General features: G+C 38.3%; 19 protein-coding genes. 1 reads left to right on the top strand and 18 read right to left on the bottom strand.

Annotation, left to right across the window (positions count from 1 at the left end):
• Window positions 1-2: 2 nt before the first annotated feature.
• The 3 genes from BN990_RS19060 to BN990_RS19050 are packed head-to-tail and all read right to left on the bottom strand — an operon-like array spanning window position 3 to window position 3,042.
• A complete protein-coding gene (locus BN990_RS19060) occupies window positions 3-1,094 on the bottom strand; it encodes a DUF917 domain-containing protein (RefSeq protein WP_038246356.1) in 1,092 nt (363 codons plus the stop codon).
• Window positions 1,091-2,428, bottom strand: coding sequence for a purine-cytosine permease family protein (locus tag BN990_RS19055; RefSeq protein WP_021292449.1), 1,338 nt, complete (start codon window positions 2,426-2,428; stop codon window positions 1,091-1,093). The genes BN990_RS19060 and BN990_RS19055 overlap by 4 nt, the downstream gene beginning before the upstream one ends.
• Before the next feature lie 26 nt (window positions 2,429-2,454).
• The gene (locus tag BN990_RS19050) at window positions 2,455-3,042 is read right to left on the bottom strand and encodes a TetR/AcrR family transcriptional regulator (RefSeq protein ID WP_038246354.1); all 588 of its coding nucleotides are present in this window, start codon (window positions 3,040-3,042) and stop codon (window positions 2,455-2,457) included.
• Between the two features lie 141 nt (window positions 3,043-3,183).
• Here BN990_RS19050 and BN990_RS19045 point away from each other — a divergent pair, with 141 nt between their 5' ends.
• The gene (locus BN990_RS19045; RefSeq protein ID WP_038246352.1) at window positions 3,184-3,729 is read left to right on the top strand and encodes a GNAT family N-acetyltransferase; all 546 of its coding nucleotides are present in this window, start codon (window positions 3,184-3,186) and stop codon (window positions 3,727-3,729) included.
• A gap of 30 nt (window positions 3,730-3,759) precedes the next feature.
• Here the strand turns inward: BN990_RS19045 and BN990_RS19040 are convergent, their stop codons facing one another.
• The 15 genes from BN990_RS19040 to BN990_RS18980 form a co-directional block, all read right to left on the bottom strand.
• Window positions 3,760-5,199 (bottom strand): sodium:solute symporter family protein, encoded by a 1,440-nt coding sequence (locus BN990_RS19040; protein ID WP_038246350.1) that lies wholly within the window; start codon window positions 5,197-5,199, stop codon window positions 3,760-3,762.
• A 5-nt stretch (window positions 5,200-5,204) separates the two neighbouring features.
• Window positions 5,205-6,830, bottom strand: a complete 1,626-nt coding sequence (locus BN990_RS19035; protein WP_038246349.1) for an amidohydrolase — start codon at window positions 6,828-6,830, stop codon at window positions 5,205-5,207.
• Between the two features lie 292 nt (window positions 6,831-7,122).
• A complete protein-coding gene (locus BN990_RS19030; protein WP_038246348.1) occupies window positions 7,123-7,797 on the bottom strand; it encodes a uracil-DNA glycosylase in 675 nt (224 codons plus the stop codon).
• A 578-nt stretch (window positions 7,798-8,375) separates the two neighbouring features.
• Complete coding sequence (gene panC, locus BN990_RS19025; RefSeq protein ID WP_038246346.1) at window positions 8,376-9,221, bottom strand: pantoate--beta-alanine ligase; 846 nt, start codon at window positions 9,219-9,221, stop codon at window positions 8,376-8,378.
• Between the two features lie 159 nt (window positions 9,222-9,380).
• Entirely contained in the window at window positions 9,381-10,166 is a 786-nt protein-coding gene (locus BN990_RS19020) for a carbon-nitrogen family hydrolase (RefSeq protein WP_021292456.1), read from the bottom strand.
• Window positions 10,167-10,370: 204 nt separating this feature from the next.
• A complete protein-coding gene (locus BN990_RS19015) occupies window positions 10,371-10,859 on the bottom strand; it encodes a hypothetical protein (RefSeq protein ID WP_038246345.1) in 489 nt (162 codons plus the stop codon).
• A gap of 3 nt (window positions 10,860-10,862) precedes the next feature.
• Complete coding sequence (locus BN990_RS19010; protein ID WP_051739311.1) at window positions 10,863-12,461, bottom strand: sodium/proline symporter; 1,599 nt, start codon at window positions 12,459-12,461, stop codon at window positions 10,863-10,865.
• A complete protein-coding gene (locus BN990_RS23015) occupies window positions 12,458-12,607 on the bottom strand; it encodes a hypothetical protein (RefSeq protein ID WP_021292459.1) in 150 nt (49 codons plus the stop codon). Before BN990_RS23015 ends, BN990_RS19010 begins: the two co-directional genes overlap by 4 nt.
• Window positions 12,608-12,884: 277 nt before the next feature.
• A complete protein-coding gene (locus tag BN990_RS22730) occupies window positions 12,885-13,025 on the bottom strand; it encodes a hypothetical protein (RefSeq protein WP_021292460.1) in 141 nt (46 codons plus the stop codon).
• Window positions 13,026-13,493: 468 nt separating this feature from the next.
• Window positions 13,494-14,030: a GbsR/MarR family transcriptional regulator gene (locus tag BN990_RS19005; RefSeq protein ID WP_021292461.1), complete on the bottom strand. Its 537-nt coding sequence runs from the start codon at window positions 14,028-14,030 to the stop codon at window positions 13,494-13,496.
• 153 nt (window positions 14,031-14,183) lie between these two features.
• Window positions 14,184-15,851, bottom strand: coding sequence for a CocE/NonD family hydrolase (locus BN990_RS19000; RefSeq protein WP_038246344.1), 1,668 nt, complete (start codon window positions 15,849-15,851; stop codon window positions 14,184-14,186).
• Window positions 15,852-15,884: 33 nt separating this feature from the next.
• Entirely contained in the window at window positions 15,885-16,535 is a 651-nt protein-coding gene (locus BN990_RS18995; RefSeq protein WP_021292463.1) for an ABC transporter permease, read from the bottom strand.
• Between the two features lies 1 nt (window position 16,536).
• Window positions 16,537-17,460 carry an osmoprotectant ABC transporter substrate-binding protein gene (locus BN990_RS18990; RefSeq protein ID WP_031335834.1) on the bottom strand — a complete coding sequence of 308 codons (924 nt, stop codon included), beginning with the start codon at window positions 17,458-17,460 and terminating at the stop codon, window positions 16,537-16,539.
• Window positions 17,461-17,485: 25 nt separating this feature from the next.
• A complete protein-coding gene (locus tag BN990_RS18985) occupies window positions 17,486-18,130 on the bottom strand; it encodes an ABC transporter permease (RefSeq protein WP_021292465.1) in 645 nt (214 codons plus the stop codon).
• 13 nt (window positions 18,131-18,143) lie between these two features.
• Window positions 18,144-19,304, bottom strand: a complete 1,161-nt coding sequence (locus BN990_RS18980; RefSeq protein WP_021292466.1) for a betaine/proline/choline family ABC transporter ATP-binding protein — start codon at window positions 19,302-19,304, stop codon at window positions 18,144-18,146.
• Window positions 19,305-19,589: the final 285 nt, after the last annotated feature.

The raw sequence follows: 19,589 nt of genomic DNA, 5'->3' as shown, positions 1-19,589 counted from the left end.
CTTCATTCCTCCTCCATACACATTAATTTTTCTATTGGAGTGTAATCTAGATCATATCCAAAATATCTAGGGCCTGTCGTTTCTATCCCTTTTTCAGTCCTCCATTTCCTATCACACGGTAATCCGATAACGACGCAGCGAGATCCATATCGTAACCCTTCTGTCGTAATTGGTAGCCCAGTATCTGAATCAAGAACAGCGATTAAATCAGGAGTCATACATAATACGTTATCTTTGGTTTCAGCTAATAAATGTTCATTTTGAAATTTTAAATACAATTGCTGGTCTTGATAATTATCTGTTCCTTCTATAGTTGCCATACCACGTGCAAATCCAGATTCTGTTTTACGATCAATATCAATTACCTTTCCTTGAAATAGTTGAAAACCGTTCGTAATTGATAATATTTCAGCAATGGGGTCATAATCGAATTGTTTTGCCTCTCGAATGATTCTTCCAATTCGCTCTTCCAACTGCAATATTTGATGAATTGCGCTCTGTTTTACTTGTTTTCCCTCCATCGGATATATCGACAACATAACAGAACCACCCATCTCAACCGTTGCCGAGCGGGCTATTCTCTCCGCCCAAACATTGTTAACCGTTTGAAGTAATGAGCTGTTACCTTTTTCATCTGCCAATACCATCGGAGTAGCAGATATTCCCTCTAAAAAGAATGTTACCATTTGTAGTTCCGGAAAAGCACGACCCATCCCATCTGCGTCAATGACTGGCAACCCCAACTCTGCAGCTAAAGCAAATGGTAATAATGAATTCACACCCCCTGCTTCTATTGGCATTGTTGCAAAGACATTTTTTCCAAGATAAGCTTGCAAAGACTCAAAAGCTCCGACTGCTTCTTTCCCACTAGGTACCTTTTCAATCATGACGGTTGGTGCCCCCATCATAGCAGAAGGAACTACTAATGCATCATCAGGCACTTCTTCCACTGACAATAACTGAATTGGCCCTTTTTCCTCAATTGCCTGTAGAGCCATTAACTTTCCAATATAAGGATCTCCTCCACCACCTGTTCCTAATAAGGCCGCTCCAACAGCTATATCTTCTATTTCTTGTTTACCAATGTATCTCATTCTATTGTTCCTCCTTCAACTTTCAACAATGTATTTGGATCCTCTTTCGTATTCTTAAAAAGCCTTCCTAATATAAGTTGTAGTAGAAAAGCAATTAAAAAGGCATCCAAACCTGGTGCTCCTGTTAAAGACAAAAGACCAAAACCAGTCGGTGCGGGGGTAGTCATAAAAGCAAAAAAAGAGGAGATGAACCATACACCCATACCTACAATCTCGATATTTTTGGTCTTATTTAGTTTTTTATAATCGTATTTATTTCGATGAATCATATAATCAGCAACGTATATCCCTCCAATAGGTGGAATGAAGGCACTTAAAAAATTTAAAAATGGGATGAAATTATCATAAATACCAAATACAGCCATTGCTGTCCCAATCGTTCCTGCTCCGATTGTCAATATTGATTTAGGAATGTTCGGAAAAATCACCGCAAACCCAAGTGCCGAAGAATATAAATTATTATCATTCGTTGTCCATTGCGCTAAAATTAATACAAGTAACGCAGCGGTACCCCAGCCAAGCCCGAGCATAATTTCTACAATATCTACTTGCGCCGTCGCTTTGGCTAGTGTAATCGCAATAATCAGCACAATACTAAATCCCATAAAATAACCGATAAAAGACGAAATAATGGCATCCTTTGTAGATCGAGCATATCTCGAGATATCTGGACCAATGATTGCTCCTATCGCAAGCGAACCAATAATTAATGAAACTGCAGCACCAAAAGTTATGGCTTCTCCTTCAATAGGGGCCAATGACATTCCTGAGAATGTTTTTTCACTCATGACTCGGATTAACGAAAAAGTTAGTAATAATCCTAACAGAGGTACTGCTAGTAAACTTAGCTTCTCAATTGCCTTGTAACCAATGAATGCCGTCGTTGTCATAAGTAACCCACCAATAAGGACAAGAAATAGTGGGGAAATACTTATATTTAATCCATTCTGAAGAACATGATGTAGGCTTGCACCAAATAGGTCAAGTTGTACACCGAACCACCCAAATAAGGAAATCGCAATAATCACTGAAACTGCATAGGATCCATAATTACCCAATGCAAATTTAGATACTAAGGGGGTAGATATTCCTGTTCTTGCACCTACGACACAGCAGAGCGCACTTATAACAGCTAAAATAAACGATCCAAGAAATGATGCAAGGATTGCCTGGCCAAATGGCATCCCTGCCCCTAGCGTTCCTCCTAAAACAATTGCTGATAAGGCAACTATTCCCCCCATCCACACAATCGATAGCTTCACCCATCCCTTTCGTTTACTTTCGGGTACTGGTTCTAGCTCATAATCTTCGACTAATTCAAAACGTTCACTCATGATATCCCCCCTGCTTACATTTATTCTTATGCGTATGTTTCCTTTAACTCTGCAAACAATGTATGAAGCATCTGATCCGCAAGACGAACTTGTTCCTCAAAACCTTCTCCTTCATATAGTTTAATTCCCCAAAAAACCCCATTACCAATAAGGACAAACTGTTTTATTACTCGATCTACTTCCTTAGATGACATCAATGGATAACTACTTTTTAATGCATTTTCTAACGATTCAACTAACCAATCATTATAACGCTGCATATGATCATGTAAATCCTTTTTTATTTCTGTGATAGGTGATGTGACAAGGGAGATATACGCAGTTGTTCCTTGTTCATCTCCTTTGTGGTGAGCAACAATTCCATGGAGCATGGCAGAAAAAATTTGCTCTACCGACTTGTCTTGATATCGATGTAGTATCCGTTGCATTTCGTTAAAATGATTTTCCAATAATTGATGGAACGCTGCTATAAACAGTGTTTCCTTATTTTCATAAAAGAAATAAATGGAAGCTGGCTTTATTCCCACTTCGGAAGCAATTTTTCTCATTGTAGCTCCATGGTACCCATGTAAAGCATACTGGCGTAAAGCAGCGTCTATTAATTTTTTCTCCACTATATCACCACCTAACAATCGTTAGGTAGATTATAAGAGTCTATCGAAAAGAAGTCAATAAATTTTTATATAATTCAATCTAGTAAAATTTTTGTTATAATGAAGTCTTAAGAAAAATCGCTCAAGGAAAGGAGAATGATAATGGGCCCCTCTTACTTATTCAAAACGGAGCGTCTAGGTTTTCGAAGTTGGCAAGCATCTGACAGGGAGCCATTCGCAGCCATGAATGCAGATCCTGAAGTCATGCGGTATTTTCCAACACTACTATCCAAAGAAAGGTCAGATTGGTTAATTAAGCGATTTGAAAAGCATATGGATGATAAAGGTTACGGAATTTATGCAGTGGACCGGTTAGAAGATCAACAATTTATCGGTTTTATCGGCTTAGCTACCATAAATATGAATGTCGAATTCAAACATGAGGTTGAAATTGGTTGGAGGTTAGATAAAACGTATTGGAAAAAAGGCTATGCAGTCGAGGGAGCAACAGCTTGCTTACAGCATGCCTTCGATGACTTTCATCTATCAACTATTTACTCCTTTACAGCAAAAATAAACAAGCCGTCTGAAAAAGTAATGGAGCGCATCGGTATGGAAAAAATAAAGGAATTCCAACATCCGAATATAGAAGCTGGTAACCCTTTAAAACAACATATCTTATACAAAATAAGTAAAACCCCTAGCTAACCCAAGGCAACCGGGGGTTTTACTCATCATTTATTTTGCTTCTGTCCAAATATTCGATGCAGCGTCGGCTTTTGTTAGCCACGACACAAAAATAAGTGTGAGGGTAGACAATGGTAAACCAATAAATACCGGATGAATACCAAAGGGATGACCAGCTAGCTGCCAAACAACTGCAAGGCACAATCCGATCCACATTGCTGAAATACCCGCCGTTTGGGTCGCACCTTTCCAAAACAATCCAATTACGGCAGGTGCTAATAATCCAGAGACGAGCATTGCTGTACCAATTACCCACAGAACAACGAGCTGTGGCATGTATAACGCAAGGAATAATGCAATAATTGATACAAAAATGACTGAGTAACGACTATACTTAAGCATCTTTTGCTCAGATGCATGGTTCATACGGGGTTTGATGATATCATTAATTATTGAAGAGGAAGCAGCCATGAAGAAGGAATCCGCACATGAAATAATCGTTGCCATGAGAGCAATAATCATAATTGCTACAAGCGGGAATTGAAAAACGGCGCCTATCGATTCATAATATACTAGGGAAGGAGCAATGGTAGTCATTTGCAGCCCATATTTTGTAAGTACCCCTATCACAATAACCATGACACCGATGAGAAAAGCAAGCATAATGGAAATCCAATAGCCATACATTGCTGTTTTGTAATCTTTCGCTGCCCAAAATCGCTGCCATAAATCTTGTCTTACAAATTGATAACCACCTATTGTAAAGAGATATACAAGTACTTCACTAACAGATATGTTCATCACGCTCAAACTTGCTGATTCCCCCATTTCTATCGCATTTGCGGCAATCCCCTCCCAGTCTCCAGAAACCCAAAGAATGACGATAAAAAGCACAACAATTCCTATCGTCTGAATCGTACCGTGTACAGCATCTTGCCAAACGACAGACTTTAATCCCCCAAAATAAGTCTTTGCAGTTAATAATAGCCAACTAATAATAATTCCAACGGTCATACTTAAACCAAGGGTTAAATTTAGAATGGTGGCTATTGCCACAAATTGCATTCCTGTAATCGCACAGTATGCAAGCAAAACACTAATTACAGTTGGAATCCTTGCCCCTTCTCCATATCGTAGTGCCGTAAAATCGCCCAACGTCACCATATGATGTTTTTCCCCTATTTGCCGAATTTTCTTCACTAAAAAAGAAGCCGTAATAATCCCAGTTATTAAAATACCCGCATTTAGCCAATGTTGCCCCATACCAAGGCGATATCCATTTTCCATAAACCCTAGCAAAATAGAACCACCAATCGCTGTACCAACAAAGGTTAAAACGATTGGAAACATCGAAACAGATCTGCCTGCTACATTATAATCTTCATAGGTTTTGATTTTTCGCTGGTTTATATATAAAGAAAACACAAATAAAAGACAGAAGTATACAACTACAATAATTGACAACATGAAACGTTCCTGTTCAGTAAACATATATATCATCCCTTCACGGTTTCTGATTCCTTACTGAAAACAGCTTGTCCACCGATAAATGTCTGCTCTACCTCAATATTTAATAATTGTTCTGGTGATATTTCATATGGGTCATGTGAAAGTATAATCATATCTGCATGTGCGGATGGTTGTAACGCACCAATCAGATCTTCCTCCCATGAACTGTATGCTGCATCTGTCGTATAAGCTCTTAATGCTTCATCTAAAGATATATTTTGTATTTCATCCAAAACCTGACCAGTTATTGATTTTCTAGTAATGGCCGCATATATGCCAGTAAAAGGATTCCCTCCAGTTACAGGAAGATCCGAGTTCCCAGGAGCAATAATTCCATAGTCCCTGAATGAACGATGTGGATAGACTCGATTCATCCGTTCTTTCCCTAAGTTAGTCAAATAACTATCCCCAATATGATAAAGAAAACCAATAGAGGAAGCAGCAATTAATTCAAGCTGTTTCATACGCTCTAACTGGTTCTCTGTCGGAAGCGCGCAATGTTCAATACGATTACGCATTCTTTGAATTGGTAAATGTTTAGCTGCTATTTCAAATGCCTTTAAAGCTACCTCTATTGCACGTTCACCTATTCCATGAACCGCAACTCGTAACCCTGCCTCTAATGATTGTTTAAATAGGGGAGCTATTTCATCCACGTCATTATAGAGGATGCCTAATTTTTCATCCTTTTCATATGGTTGTGCAACAGCTGCTGTTCGCCCGCCAACACTACCATCTAGCATGTATTTCACCCCCTGTATCCGAAGCATGTTATTTCCAAAACCACTCCGTATACCAAGCGCCACTACTTCCTCTAATAAACCTTTCCAACCATTTTGGTCGATCGCCCAAATCCATGGGCGGACTCTTACCTTTAATTGTTTCTTCGATAACATTTGCTGATAAAGAGCTAATTCTAAGTTTTGTGTCGCCATATCATGAACGGTAGTAATCCCCCATTTTACAAAATCTTGCTGAGCAAGCTTCATCCCCTTCTCCATTTCTTCCAAGTCATACTCAGGAGCAGCCACCATTCCTTGCGCCTTTTCTTGCAGCAGTCCGGTAGGTTCAGCAGTTTCATCGTCACATTCTATATGTCCACCTACAGGTTGGTTTGTTTCCTTTTTTATATCACTTATAGCCAATGCCAATGAATTAACGACTACCATATGGTTACATGTTCGTTTTAGCACAACAGGATGGTTAGGAGCAGCTTGATCCAGTTCCCAACGAGTTGGAATTCTCCCTTCCTTCAGTTTGCTATCATCCCACCCCCATCCACGAATCCATTCACCTTTAGGGATTCGTGCAGCCAATTCCTTTATTTTTTGTAAAATAGCATGAATTGTCGGTGCAGATTCTGGTCTACAATCTATCTCTAATAAATTTAATCCATAATGAGTCGGATGCATATGACTTTCGATAAAACCCGGCATCACGGTTTTTCCTGAAACGTCTCTTATCTCCGTTTCTTTACTCTTCCAGCTTAACGCATCTTTTGTCTTACCAACATAGGTAATCAAACCATCTTTCACGACTACTGCCTCTGCCCTTGGTTTTTTTTCATCCATTGTTATGACGTTTCCGTTAATAATAATTAGATCTGCTTGCATGTTATAACCCTCCTTGTGAATATCGGTCGTTAAAACTAAGAAACCAGTAATACAAGCAGGCAGAAAGAACCATCAGTACCTGTTCATATTACTGGTTTAAACCTAAGTATTGCTCTACTTTCTCGTAGAGTCATTTAGATTTAGCAGCTTCTTAATTAATATTAGAAAATTTAATTTATATTTAAATTTAGCATAATTAGAATTTTTAGTCAATAATTGTTCGCTTAACAAGACATAAAAATAAAGCTGTCGAGAGACGTTCGCACGTTCTTCGACAGCCTTATGATATGGATTAATCCAATCGCCAATTAATCTCTTTTTGTCCATTCTGCTTTAGAATCTCATTCGTTTTAGAAAACGGTTTGCTCCCAAAAAACCCACGATAGGCAGAGAGCGGGCTTGGATGTGCAGATTGGATGATATAATGTTTTGAAGTATCAATTAAGGATCGCTTTTTCTTCGCTGCTGCCCCCCATAAAATATAAACAACAGGGCTTTGTTTCCTATTTAACGATTTTATTACTTGATCGGTGAATTGCTCCCAGCCCATACCTTGATGAGAATGAGCCTCTCCCCTTCGCACAGTTAATACATTATTTAACAATAGTACTCCTTGCTTCGCCCATGAGATTAATGAACCGTGATTGGGGACTGGATTCCCTGTATCATTTTCCATTTCTTTAAAAATATTCTTCAATGATGGCGGTAATGCTACGCCTTTTTGAACAGAGAAGCTTAATCCATGTGCCTGATTCGGACCATGGTAAGGATCTTGCCCTAAAATGACTACCTTTACATTTTCAAATGAAGTGTAATGTAAAGCATTAAATATATGATTCATATCTGGGTATACGGTTTTCGATGCATACTCCTGTTTCAAAAATTCTCTTAGCTGTAGGTAATACGGTTTCCCAAACTCCTCATATAACACAGGCTCCCAATCATTTGCTAGTATTTGTTTTGCCATTTCAACCCTTCCTTGTTGCATCATGTTTTGGTCTTTATTCTATCATCGATTCGTTATTTACCGATACACCTTAAAAGTAACCTGTACGTAACCAACGCACAAAAAGTGCGTGCTCACAGTACCATTTAAACTATAAATAGTTACAGGTTTTCTTATAAGAGACAGGAGGTTGGTTAATGAGTAAGAAAATTGCTGAATCATACAAGGCTGGAATTACATGCAGAGGTTACCATTGGATCATTGGACGAAATCCACCTCGGTGAGGGGTCTCACAAATGCTTATTAACAATGGACCTATCATTAGTCCACTACATAATCATTGACTATTTAAACCCATCTATCTATAGATTCACTTTCAATTAGTTGAGCTTCTCCTGCCTTTTTGCAAAAAAGGCAGCTGAATCTATGCGATTTTTAAAGCATTCTCAAACAACTCGGACACATGCTGTTCCTGTAGCAACCTCAACGATTTCCACTGCTTCCATAGCGTTACATCGTTATACAAATAGGCAAGAAACTGAATTTCCCCCGGGATATTTCGGTTTAAATCGAAATTTGTTTAGCTGCAGTCCCTTTTATTACGGATGATAAATAATATTATCTATTAATCGCGCCTTTTCAAATTGTACAGCTACTGCCACAATCACTTGCTGGTTGATTTGCTCTATGGTTTTTAATTCTGGGTAGCTTAATAACTCCACATAATCGATCTTTGCAGAAGTATGCTGTTGCAATAAAGCGCGAACTTTTTCTACAATAACAGCTGGATGACGCTCCTCGTTTTCCATTAAAGATTTAGCTTCTTGTAAAGCGTGAATTATTGCTGGTGCTTCTGCTCTTTCTTGTTCTGTTAAGTATACATTCCTACTGCTCATTGCTAGTCCATTGTCTTCTCTCGCAGTAGGTACTCGTATTAATTCAATTGGAAAATTATATTGCTGGATTAACACATCTACCACAGCTATTTGTTGGGCATCCTTTAAACCAAAATAAGCCCGATTTGGCTGAACGATATGAAATAACTTTGCTAGTACAGTAACTACCCCATCAAAATGGCCAGGTCTCGACTTGCCACATAATACATCAACACGATCCACCATGACCATGTTTAATTGTGGTTTCGTTGGATACATTTCCTCAACAGTCGGTATAAAAAGGAGATCTACTCCATATGATTCGGCTAATTGAATATCTCGTTTCTCATCTCGTGGATACCGGCCAAAGTCTTCATTTTCACCGAATTGCAAAGGATTTACAAAGATACTAACTGCGACAATGTCATTTTCTTTTTTTGCCTCTTCTATTAATTGAAGATGCCCTTTATGAAAATACCCCATCGTAGGAGCAAAACCAATCGACCGTTTATTTTCTTTGTGCATCAGCGTCTCTTTTTGCATTTCCGCAACAGAACGAATAATTTTCATTATCCCTTCCACCTCCTCTATCCCAAATACCTTTCTAGTATACCATTTTCCTTTGCCTATAGAGAACACGAAAAACCCAGCCTCGTTTAATCAGAGAAGCTGGGTTCAGACGAACGCATCTTATGCTCTTGAGTTCATTTGGTTTCCATGTGGAACTATTTAGTAATAATCTGGCACTCTACTAGAAAAAACTGGTACTTCTTTGCGAATATCGACAACTTTATCTAACTTCAATGTTGCACGAATAATTTCTTCCTTTGTACGACTCCCCTTAATGATCACTTCTCCCCAAGGATCGATCACCATTGATGTACCTGCAAAATCTACATGATTATAGTTACCTACCACATTACTAGAGATAATATACATCTGGTTCTCAATCGCGCGAGCCTGTTGCAGTATTTCCCAGTGATCGCGTCTCGCCGCTGGCCATTCTGCAACAATATGCACAACTTGGGCACCTTCTAATGCAAGCTTTCTCAATAATTCTGGGAAACGTAAATCATAACAAATAATAATGCCCATTTTCACACCATCTAAATGAAAAACGGTTGCCTTGTTTTTTCCCCCCGTTAAATATAAGTGTTCATCTAACATAGGAACTAAATGCAACTTATCATATTGATGGATGACATCCCCATTACGATCAATGACTACACTGGAATTATAGATTTCATTATCCTTTTGATTAGCAAATGATCCGCCAACGATATTGATATGGTAAGTTGAAGCCATATCTTGTAGAAAAGCAATTGTTGGTTCCCCATTATCATCTGCTAGATTTTCAAGATCATCGAATGCATAAGCGGTTGTCCACATTTCTGGTAAAACAATTGTATCTGGTTTTTCCTCATTTACTGTTTGTTTTATCCAACCAGCAACTTTCTTTCTATTTTCCTTTGGGTTTCCAAACACAATCTCCATTTGGTAAATACAGTATTTCATCTACTCCCTCCTTTTTTTTCGAAGTAATCTTTCGTATCTTCACATTTATCAGCATCAACTTACATTCTATTTTTTCCTATTTATATATCCATAATATAGTATACGTTAATATATTTAAAATTTTTAAAGCAGACTACTAATTACCCGCCATAAAAAATATAAATGGAGTTCAACAATAATACGCCATTTATATTTCAAAGCCCCTTATGACAATGGGTGATATTGACCAGATATTGCATCAACGATAAAGTCTGCAGCCTTTCTGTCTTTGCTATTAACAATCCAGTATGGTCTGTAAAAAAACTGTTTCTGTTTCAGCTTTAATTCTGAAAGGCTTAACATTCTCATTTTTAAAGCGATGGCATGGTAAATAAATGATTCCGATTTCGTTTGGCAGTCTTCCAGCGATTGTTTCAACGGGAGCTGAACATGATACGGTAGTTCAACATGAGTAAGCTTTGGCTTACAATCAATTAAAGAACCCTTCCCACTAATTCCGTCAATTGTACAACCCACTTCCTCCTTTACTGGTAAGAACAAACGTTTCGCTTGTACTGTATAATTAAAATAGTAATAGGGATAGTATACAAGCCGATTCACTAAGAACTGGCTATTTGAATCTAATTGATATAGGCTGGTTTCAATTTCCTTTTCTGTAAATCGTACTGCTTGAGCCAACATTGTATTGTCCATAGTCTACCTCCCCATTTTTGCATTGGCAGGAAGAGCTATGTTAGTGACTTTTTCCTTATTTCTTATGAACTTCGTAATATTCTGAGCCTCTATCGCTAGCCCTTCGTGTATTCCTTTTTCCAAATTTTTAGGAATATCTCGATTTAATTTCGCCAATTCAAATGCTTCAAGTACTGGAGAAGAAGGCGGAGTCTTCCCAAATAAATTCCCTAATAACATAGCCATTACTGATAGGATCAAGCCAGCTAAAAAAGGATGAACACCAGTAATACCCTGTAAAGAAAACAATTCCCAAAATATATTTGTTACCGATCCTCCTATCATTGCACATAATACACCTACCTTGTTCGCTTTACGTGAATAAACAGACGCAATATATGGAACCAGAAAAGTATTCCCTAATACACCAAACGCAAAGACAACAAGTGTAAAAACAGTAGGAGGTTGATACGTAGCTACAATAATTCCAATTACTCCGCCAATTAATATACATAATCTCGAAACCAATAACACCTGTTTTTGACTAGCACGCTTATTTATAAACCGATGATATACATCACGTGATAGGGTTGTACCCGCTTGCATTAATAAAGAATCACAGGTAGACATAATAGCAGCCATAATGGCTGATAATAAAATAGCTGATAGAACCCCTGGAAAAAACGTATAAACAAGTTCTGGAATAACCATTTCTGGATCTGAAATGGTAGGCATAATCACAATTGCTGATAGACCTAAAATATATGGAGTAAATGTAAATAACTGATTAAATCCAGCAGACCATAATACAGCTTGCTTTGCAGTATTTGGTTTTTCCATTGACATATGTCGCACGACAACATGAGGCAGCCCCATATACCCAATCGCATAAATTAATACTGCTCCAATAATAACTCCCCACTGTCCATAATAAATAAGATCTTTACCCCAAATACTGAGATAACTGGGATCAATCGATCGAAGGGATGCATTCAATCCTGTAAGACCACCAACTTCCGGAAGAACCATAATCCCTATTGCTGTAACCCCGATAAACATAATAACTCCTTGAATAAAACCACTAACCGCTACAGCAAGGTATCCTCCTGCTACGGTATAAGTAATAATGATACCTACTCCAATAATAAGTGCCCATTCATAAGAAAAACCAGACATTGCCTCTAAGGCCTTACCTGCTGCAATAAATTGAGCGAACGCATAGGAAAATAGAAACACAATAGCAATTACTGCTCCAACAACACGAATAGCTACACTTTCAAACCGATTCTCTAAATATTCAATTGGTGATAGCGAACCCAAAAGTTGCGACAGACGCCTCATTCGTTTTCCTAGCACAGAAATATTTACAATCGAACCACCTGCATCTCCAATGGCATACCATAAAGCATGCCAACCCTCCTGAAACGCTTGAGCAGGACCGCCCATAAACATAAACCCGCTCATCGATGTACTTTGCATACTGATTGCAGTAACAGGAGCTCCTAGTTTTCTATCTCCTAATAAGTAATGATCTGGCGATGTCGAAGCTCTTCTCGTAAAGTATAAGCCAATTCCGAGCATCGATAGTAAGTAAATAAAGAAGATAATTATATCCAAATTCATTTAGCATCATCCCCTTTTTCCACATTTCTTTGAGCTTCGTGTTTTTCTTCACGGCCGAACTTAATAAACATGAATATCCCTAGTGCTATCCAAATCAGCGGCCAAGGAAGCATAAGCAATGCTGTTTCTACAGGTAAGCCAAACATAAACTTCCTCCTTATTCTAACTTGTCCTTTTATAAATTTTCTTGCATTGTTAAATTGTATAGTAGAAAAGAAAAATAAATGATTTACAAAATGTTAAAAATAACTTCACCTGCGTTAACAGTTTGTAGAACAGAAGGCGCAAGCGTCTGTTATAAAGGAAAGCCGGCTAAATTAGACTGTCCTGCCTAAGAACCTGTTTTATGTTAAAAAAATCATCCGAATGGATTTGAGTGAAATCGTTCGGATGATTAAAGGAATAAGCCTTCGTCTCTTCATGTTATTTTCTCAATACAGAATAAATAAATTTCATTTCGTTCTGGATCTGCTTTTTCACCGGTTCAATATCACACCGCTGCAGCAGATCTTGTAAGTAAGCAATATCCCGTTTAAAATAAAATGATTCATGATATTGTCTCATAATCACCACCTCTCTTTTGTTATATGAGAGGTATTCCCGGCACCATTGTAAATAAACGGTTTATTTATATTGGAATTAGGATATAAGTGCTTTAAAATTAGGCATTTATTATACACAGAAAGTTGAATTTTACGTAACATAAAACTGTATCACTATAACACTTTACTTCAGCTCACTGCCCTCCTTGATTAGGAGGGCCTTTTATTTTATATACCTATGGTCTGGTTCTTGTGGTTCAATCCATAATTTATGAAACTTCCTTTTTACCATATAGGATGAATTTTAGATATAACCACTATCAATCGGTTTCCAATTTGAGAAATGATATCGTATGAAGTTAGCTGAATAAATTTTTTCTAACACGTTCCCGTTATATACATAAGTACTTACTCTTGAAAGGATACCTGCAAAAAAACGGTGACTTCGCAAAAGCAATCACTTTTATACGAAAACATCGCTTTAACTAGTTTATGTTTTTTTCTTTGGTACATGCTCGAATATTTCACCACTTGCAAAGAATTCCGTAACTCGTTGGATCCAATCATAGTAATCCATCCACTCTCTAATTTCATGAAGAAGTTCATTAATTGCTTGTTCATCTTCTTCTGCTACATCTGATTCCAGCTGTAGTGTATCTAATTTTTGAATTAATCGTTGTTCGAAATTCCGGCTGCGATTGATCGCTTTTTGCCATGTAAATATAAATAGAGAAATGAATGTCTGATAATAGTCTTCTTCTACTTGATATAAATCTTTGCGGACACCTTTCTTAAAAACACGCTCAGCAATGTTCATATCAATCATTTCTCTAACTACCTGACTCATTCTGGTTTTGCTCATGCCCGTCTCAGCAGATAATTCATCTAAAGTCATCGGTTCTCTATTCATATAAATGATACCAAGTACGCGCCCAACACTTGTTGATACCCCGAAGGCATTCATATTATCCGTTATCTTTTCAATAAATTGTGTCTTAACATTTTCAATTTGTTCTCTATTATTCATTAAATAAATCTCCTTATTGGCATGTTCTTTGAACTTTACCACATTGTAGCTAAAAACCAAAATGACGAAAGCAGCATATTGTTTATATAATTGCCAAAGGAAAGGAATAACAGAATAAGAGCTTTAACCATTACATGATTCCTTTAGATTTGATTATATCGTTGTACATGGAACAATAATCTTCGATGACATTTTTCCTCCATGATAAATCGTCTCATTCGCTACATAACCCTCGGTATGGGTTTTCGTTGTCTTACCATTATTCAAATTAATATCATACAACGGTGCGTTACTTGCTGCAATATCAAGGCGTAATCGATGGCCCTTCGACAATTTATATGCAGTTGTTCCAATATCTGCTAATAAACAAAATGGATGGTTATCCACCACCTTTTCACGATGAAATGAATACATAAGCACCCATGCTCGACCACTTGGATCTACATGAGATATTCGCAATGAAATATCACATAAACTCGTTGGAGAAGAACACCAGATTTCTGCTTTGAGCGTACCTAATAATTGTATGTCGCCACTTATCGGTTTTGTTGTATAAACAAGGACATCATCACGCTCATGAAGGTTACTTATATCAAATATACCGGATTCCACGCCTGCTATCAATGATCCTCCTCCACTGGTCGGAACAGGATGGTATGGATCAAGTGTAAGTGAACTTTCTGTCACCTTACTCGAAGGTTTGGAAACTAGCTCTCCATCACCTGCATTTGTTTGCGATTTTCCCCTGCTTTCCAGAAAAAATTTTTGTTGTTCAACGTTAGGGAATTCATCGTATGCTACCCATCTTTGCTGACCCATCAAGTATAACTGTACTGGTTTTTGAATAGACAATGGCTTATCTTTTAACCATTTGTCAAACCATTGTATATGTACTTCAGTAGGGTCTGCAATTTGATCAGCACCTATATTCTTTGCTGCGCCAGCAAAGAATTCTGCACCGGCTTGACCAGTCATTTGTTCATGCGTCCAAGGTCCAATCCACAACATTTTATCCCCTTGATACGCTTCATAGGCTTGTAAGGTTGGGGAAAGCAATGCGTCAAACCATCCTCCCATAAAAAGAGCTGGTATATCTACATGAGATAACTGCTCCTTCAATTGCAAACGTTCGACTAATTGATTGTCCAACCTCCCTTGCATGATATCGAAGAAAAATGAGCCTGGATCAAGATTCTTCATTGGTGACCACTGATTGGCGGGCGCTTCATGCATATATTCGGTTAGATGCTCCAAATAGTTATTTAGCTGTACTTTATCTAGTAGATTCCTTCGTTTTAATTGGTCTTCAACGATGGAACCTAACACCCATGTTTCAAACTTACCAATCGCATGAGGCGCAGAGCCAGTACCAAGAATATCCCCCCAAGGATCAGCCATTGTCATAACAGGAGCAATGGCTTTTAACGATGGCGGTTGTTCCACTGCAGCAGCAAGTTGTGTATATCCGTGATAAGACATGCCAAATAATCCGACTTTTCCATTGGAAAATGGAAGACGAGCCGCCCATTCTACTGCCTCAAATCCATCTTTTCCTTCATGTACAAATGGATAGAATTCTCCACCAGAGGCATATCTTCCGCGCACGTCTTGAAGGATGACCACATAACCTGCCTCTACCATTCTTGGGACTTCTAGGTATTCATCATAATAGCGTCGCGCTTCCTTGTTATATGGAAGCCTCAACATAAGCACCGGGTATTCTCCTGCTTCGGCGGGACGGTAAACATCGGATTGTAAAACCGTACCATCAGATAATTCACAGGGCATATTTTTATCTATCTCCATGTTATGAGCTTTCATCATTTTCCTCCTCGTTGAACGATTCAGCAAATCTTACTTAGAAGATTTGACGGGCTGCAGTTTCCGTTCAATCCATCCCATAATCAGATCAGCAATAATCGCCATTAACGCTGTTGGAATGGCTCCAGCAAGAATAATTGGTGTACCATCCGTGGCATTTGTTCCAGTAAGGATAATTGCCCCTAGGCCACCAGCACCAACAAACGCCCCGATTGCTGCAATCCCAATACCAATAACTAATGCAGTACGAAGCCCTGCCATAATAACACTAACAGCAAGTGGTAGTTCTACCATGCGAAGCAGTTGAAATCGAGTCATTCCAGAAGCATACCCAGCTTCAACCACATCTTTATTTACCTCTTTCATACCAACATATGTATTTTGCGTAATTGGCAGAATGGAATAAAGCATCAGGGTTACAATTACGGTGTTTGTACCAAGTCCCATTACAATCATAATAACTGCCATTGCTCCCAATGCTGGTATTGTTTGGATAATACTCCCAAATGCCAGTACCCAACTGCTTAATTTCCCGTATTTTGCAATTAGTATACCAAGAGGAATCGAAATGATTGCAGCAAATAATACACCATAGGCGGCCATCAGAAAATGCCTGTAAAACTGCACCCAGATATAACCACTATTCTGACTAACATAATGGATAAATTGTTCCAATGTTTCCATTTCACTCACCCTCCTCTGCTACTGACTGCTCAAAATAATTATGTTCTTCAAGAAACTGTTTGGCTACTTTCCGAGGATTAATTAATTCCACATCCGCTTGATAATTTAGCTCTTGCATCGTTTCTGTAGAAATTTGATTATTTAGCCGTTCCGTAATTTCTCGAATTTCCGGATACTTCTCTAGTACCTCATCTGCAATTACTGGGGACGCGTCATAAGGTGGGAAGAATTGTCGATCATCTTCAAGCACCTTTAAATTAAATTCTTTAATCCGTCCATCGGAAGAGTATGCTAGAACAACATCCATGTAGCCACTAGCCGCCGCTTGATACACGAGTCCTATATTCATTGGGAAAACCTCTCCAAAGGAAAAATAGGATTGTTTAAATCCGTCATATCCGTCCCCTTTACGATTAATCCAAGCGTTATCAACACCGAAACGTAAATCATTCGCATACGGTTCCAAATCAGATATCGTTTCAATATTATTTTCTTTAGCAAATTCCTCGGTCACAGCCACAGAATAACTGTTTTCAAATCCATATGGAGCAGCCCAAGTTTGGTTAAAACGATCTTGGAATTCACGTTTCACTATTTGTAACGCTTTATCTGGGTCCGTGATTGGATCCATGCCAAGAGCTCCGGATAAATCCGTTCCTGTATAACGTGTACTGGTAATATCTAGGTCCCCTCTCGTCATGCCTTGATGCTGAACAATAGATGAACCAAGATGCGTCACTAAATCCGTATCTGCATCCGTTTCTCTCTCAATCATGATTGACAGCATTTCCGCCAGGATATGGGATTCCGATGTACCTAATGAACCAATTTTAATTGTTTCATTAGTTGTACTTGCCAGCCCAGGCAAAGAACAGCCTGAAAGGAACACAAATAGTAGAAGGAATATGCTGCCTTTATAAATCATTGTTTTCACATTTACACCTCCAAGTTTATGCCGTTTTATAAGAATCCTTTAATCCATCGGGTGTTAACCGATTTTCTAAAAATGCAAGTGAGCGATCTGCAATTACAGCAAGTATCGTAGCCGGTATCGTACCAGCAATAATTAGTGATGGCTGATATAAGTTCAATCCATCAAAAATAAAATCACCAAGTCCTCCACCGCCGATAAAAGCTGCAAGTGTTGCCCAACCAACAAGATAAACAGTCGATAGGCGAATACCTGCCATAATTACCGGCAGAGACAAAGGAAGCTCCATCTTCACAATCGATTGCCAATTGCTCATTCCCATTCCTTTACCTGCTTCTTTCACACCTGGATCCACATCTCGCACACCAATATATGTATTTCGTAAAATCGGCAGCAAGGAATAGAAGAATAGTGCGAAAATCGCCGGAACCTTTCCAACCCCCATAATCGGAATGAAGAATGCTAGAATTGCTAGACTTGGAATGGTTTGTAAAATACCAATAAATGAGATGAAACGATCGGCAAAATTCGGTTTCCTCGATAGGACAATTCCAAGCGGTACAGCGACTAAAACGCCAAGAATAATCGCTGCAAGTGATATATATAAATGCTCCCATGTTTTAACAAGCAGTTCATTACCGTATTCTGCAAGAAAATCCATCATTTTCACTTCCCTCCTATTCTGCTTCTGCTGCAGCTACCATGTCATTTGTTTCCATACCATCGCCCCAAATTGTGTCATAGACAAGATTAGCTAATGTCGCACGAGTCACAATTCCTGCTAGTTTTTTCTCATCATCAACAACAGGCACATATTTTACTCCTCGACGAAGGATTTTGTGAACCGTATCACGTAGTAGACTATAACGAGAGACAGAAAATAACTCTTTCTCCATTATTTCTTCTACGAGATGCATCTTCTTATAGTTTAAATTAATCCCCTCTATGTCAATAAAACCTTGGAGCTTATTCTCACTATCTACCACTAACAATGAATCTACATGTCTATCTTTCATTGTAGATATGGCAGATTTCAAAGTCGTTCCCATTTGTACGGTTACAGGTGAATGCTCCATGATTTGTTCGACCGTAGTAACATCAGGCCTGCCTTGAATTAACCGATCCTTACCTAGGAATTCTTCCACAAATTCATTTGCTGGATTTCGCAGAATCTCATCTGGAGTATCTGCTTGAACAATTTGTCCATCTTTCATAATGACAATACGGTCGGCAAGCTTCAACGCTTCATCCATGTCATGTGTTACAAAGACAATGGTCTTATCCAGTTCTTTTTGTAACTTCTTAAATTCTTCTTGTAACGAATCCCTTGTAATTGGATCAAGTGCTCCAAATGGTTCATCCATTAAAATTAGTGGTGGATTTGCTGCTAAAGCACGAAGCACCCCAATGCGTTGTTGTTGACCTCCACTTAATTCGTGCGGATATCGATCAAGAAATTCCTCCGGCATATCTACTAGTTTTAATAACTCACGTGCACGTTTATCCTTCTGCTCTTTGGACCATTTTAATAGCGTACCAACAAGCACAATATTTTCTTTAATCGTCATATGCGGCATAAGGCCAATTTGCTGAATCACATATCCGATAGATCGCCGTAATTTAACTGGATCTTGTTCTACCACATCTTTTCCATCGACAAGAATAGACCCTTCCGTTTTATCAATTAGGCCATTGACCATCTTCATTGTGGTTGTTTTACCACATCCACTCGGCCCAATAAAACAAACAAACTCTCCTTTTTTAATATGTAAATTTAAATCCTTAACGGCTATTGTACCGTCTTCAAATTGTTTGGAAACGTGTTTAAACTCTAACAATACTAGCACCTCCATTAAACTGTCGAACTTTGTCGCCTATACAAGTATAGGAGAAAGATCCAACAATCGAAACAAGCATTTGAATCCATACACTTTGAAAACTTTATAAAATATTTATTGTACAAAGTTTTTATTCTGTATAACGTAGAATTGCTTAAAAATTCTTCGTATTTAATGGTGATCTGGTTTTTTACTTACAACTAAATAGGAGGTATGAATGTTATCAAAAATTTACATCTGATTTTTTCAATCAGCTTGAAGCAGTATGAATCCTATGGTATTATC

Origin of the sequence: Virgibacillus salexigens (genome assembly GCF_000723585.1) — a bacterium.
In the GTDB taxonomy this organism is placed as follows: Bacteria; Bacillota; Bacilli; order Bacillales; family Amphibacillaceae; genus Virgibacillus; species Virgibacillus salexigens.
Note: the sequence above shows the minus strand (reverse complement) of the source record. Positions and strands in the feature narration are given on the sequence as shown.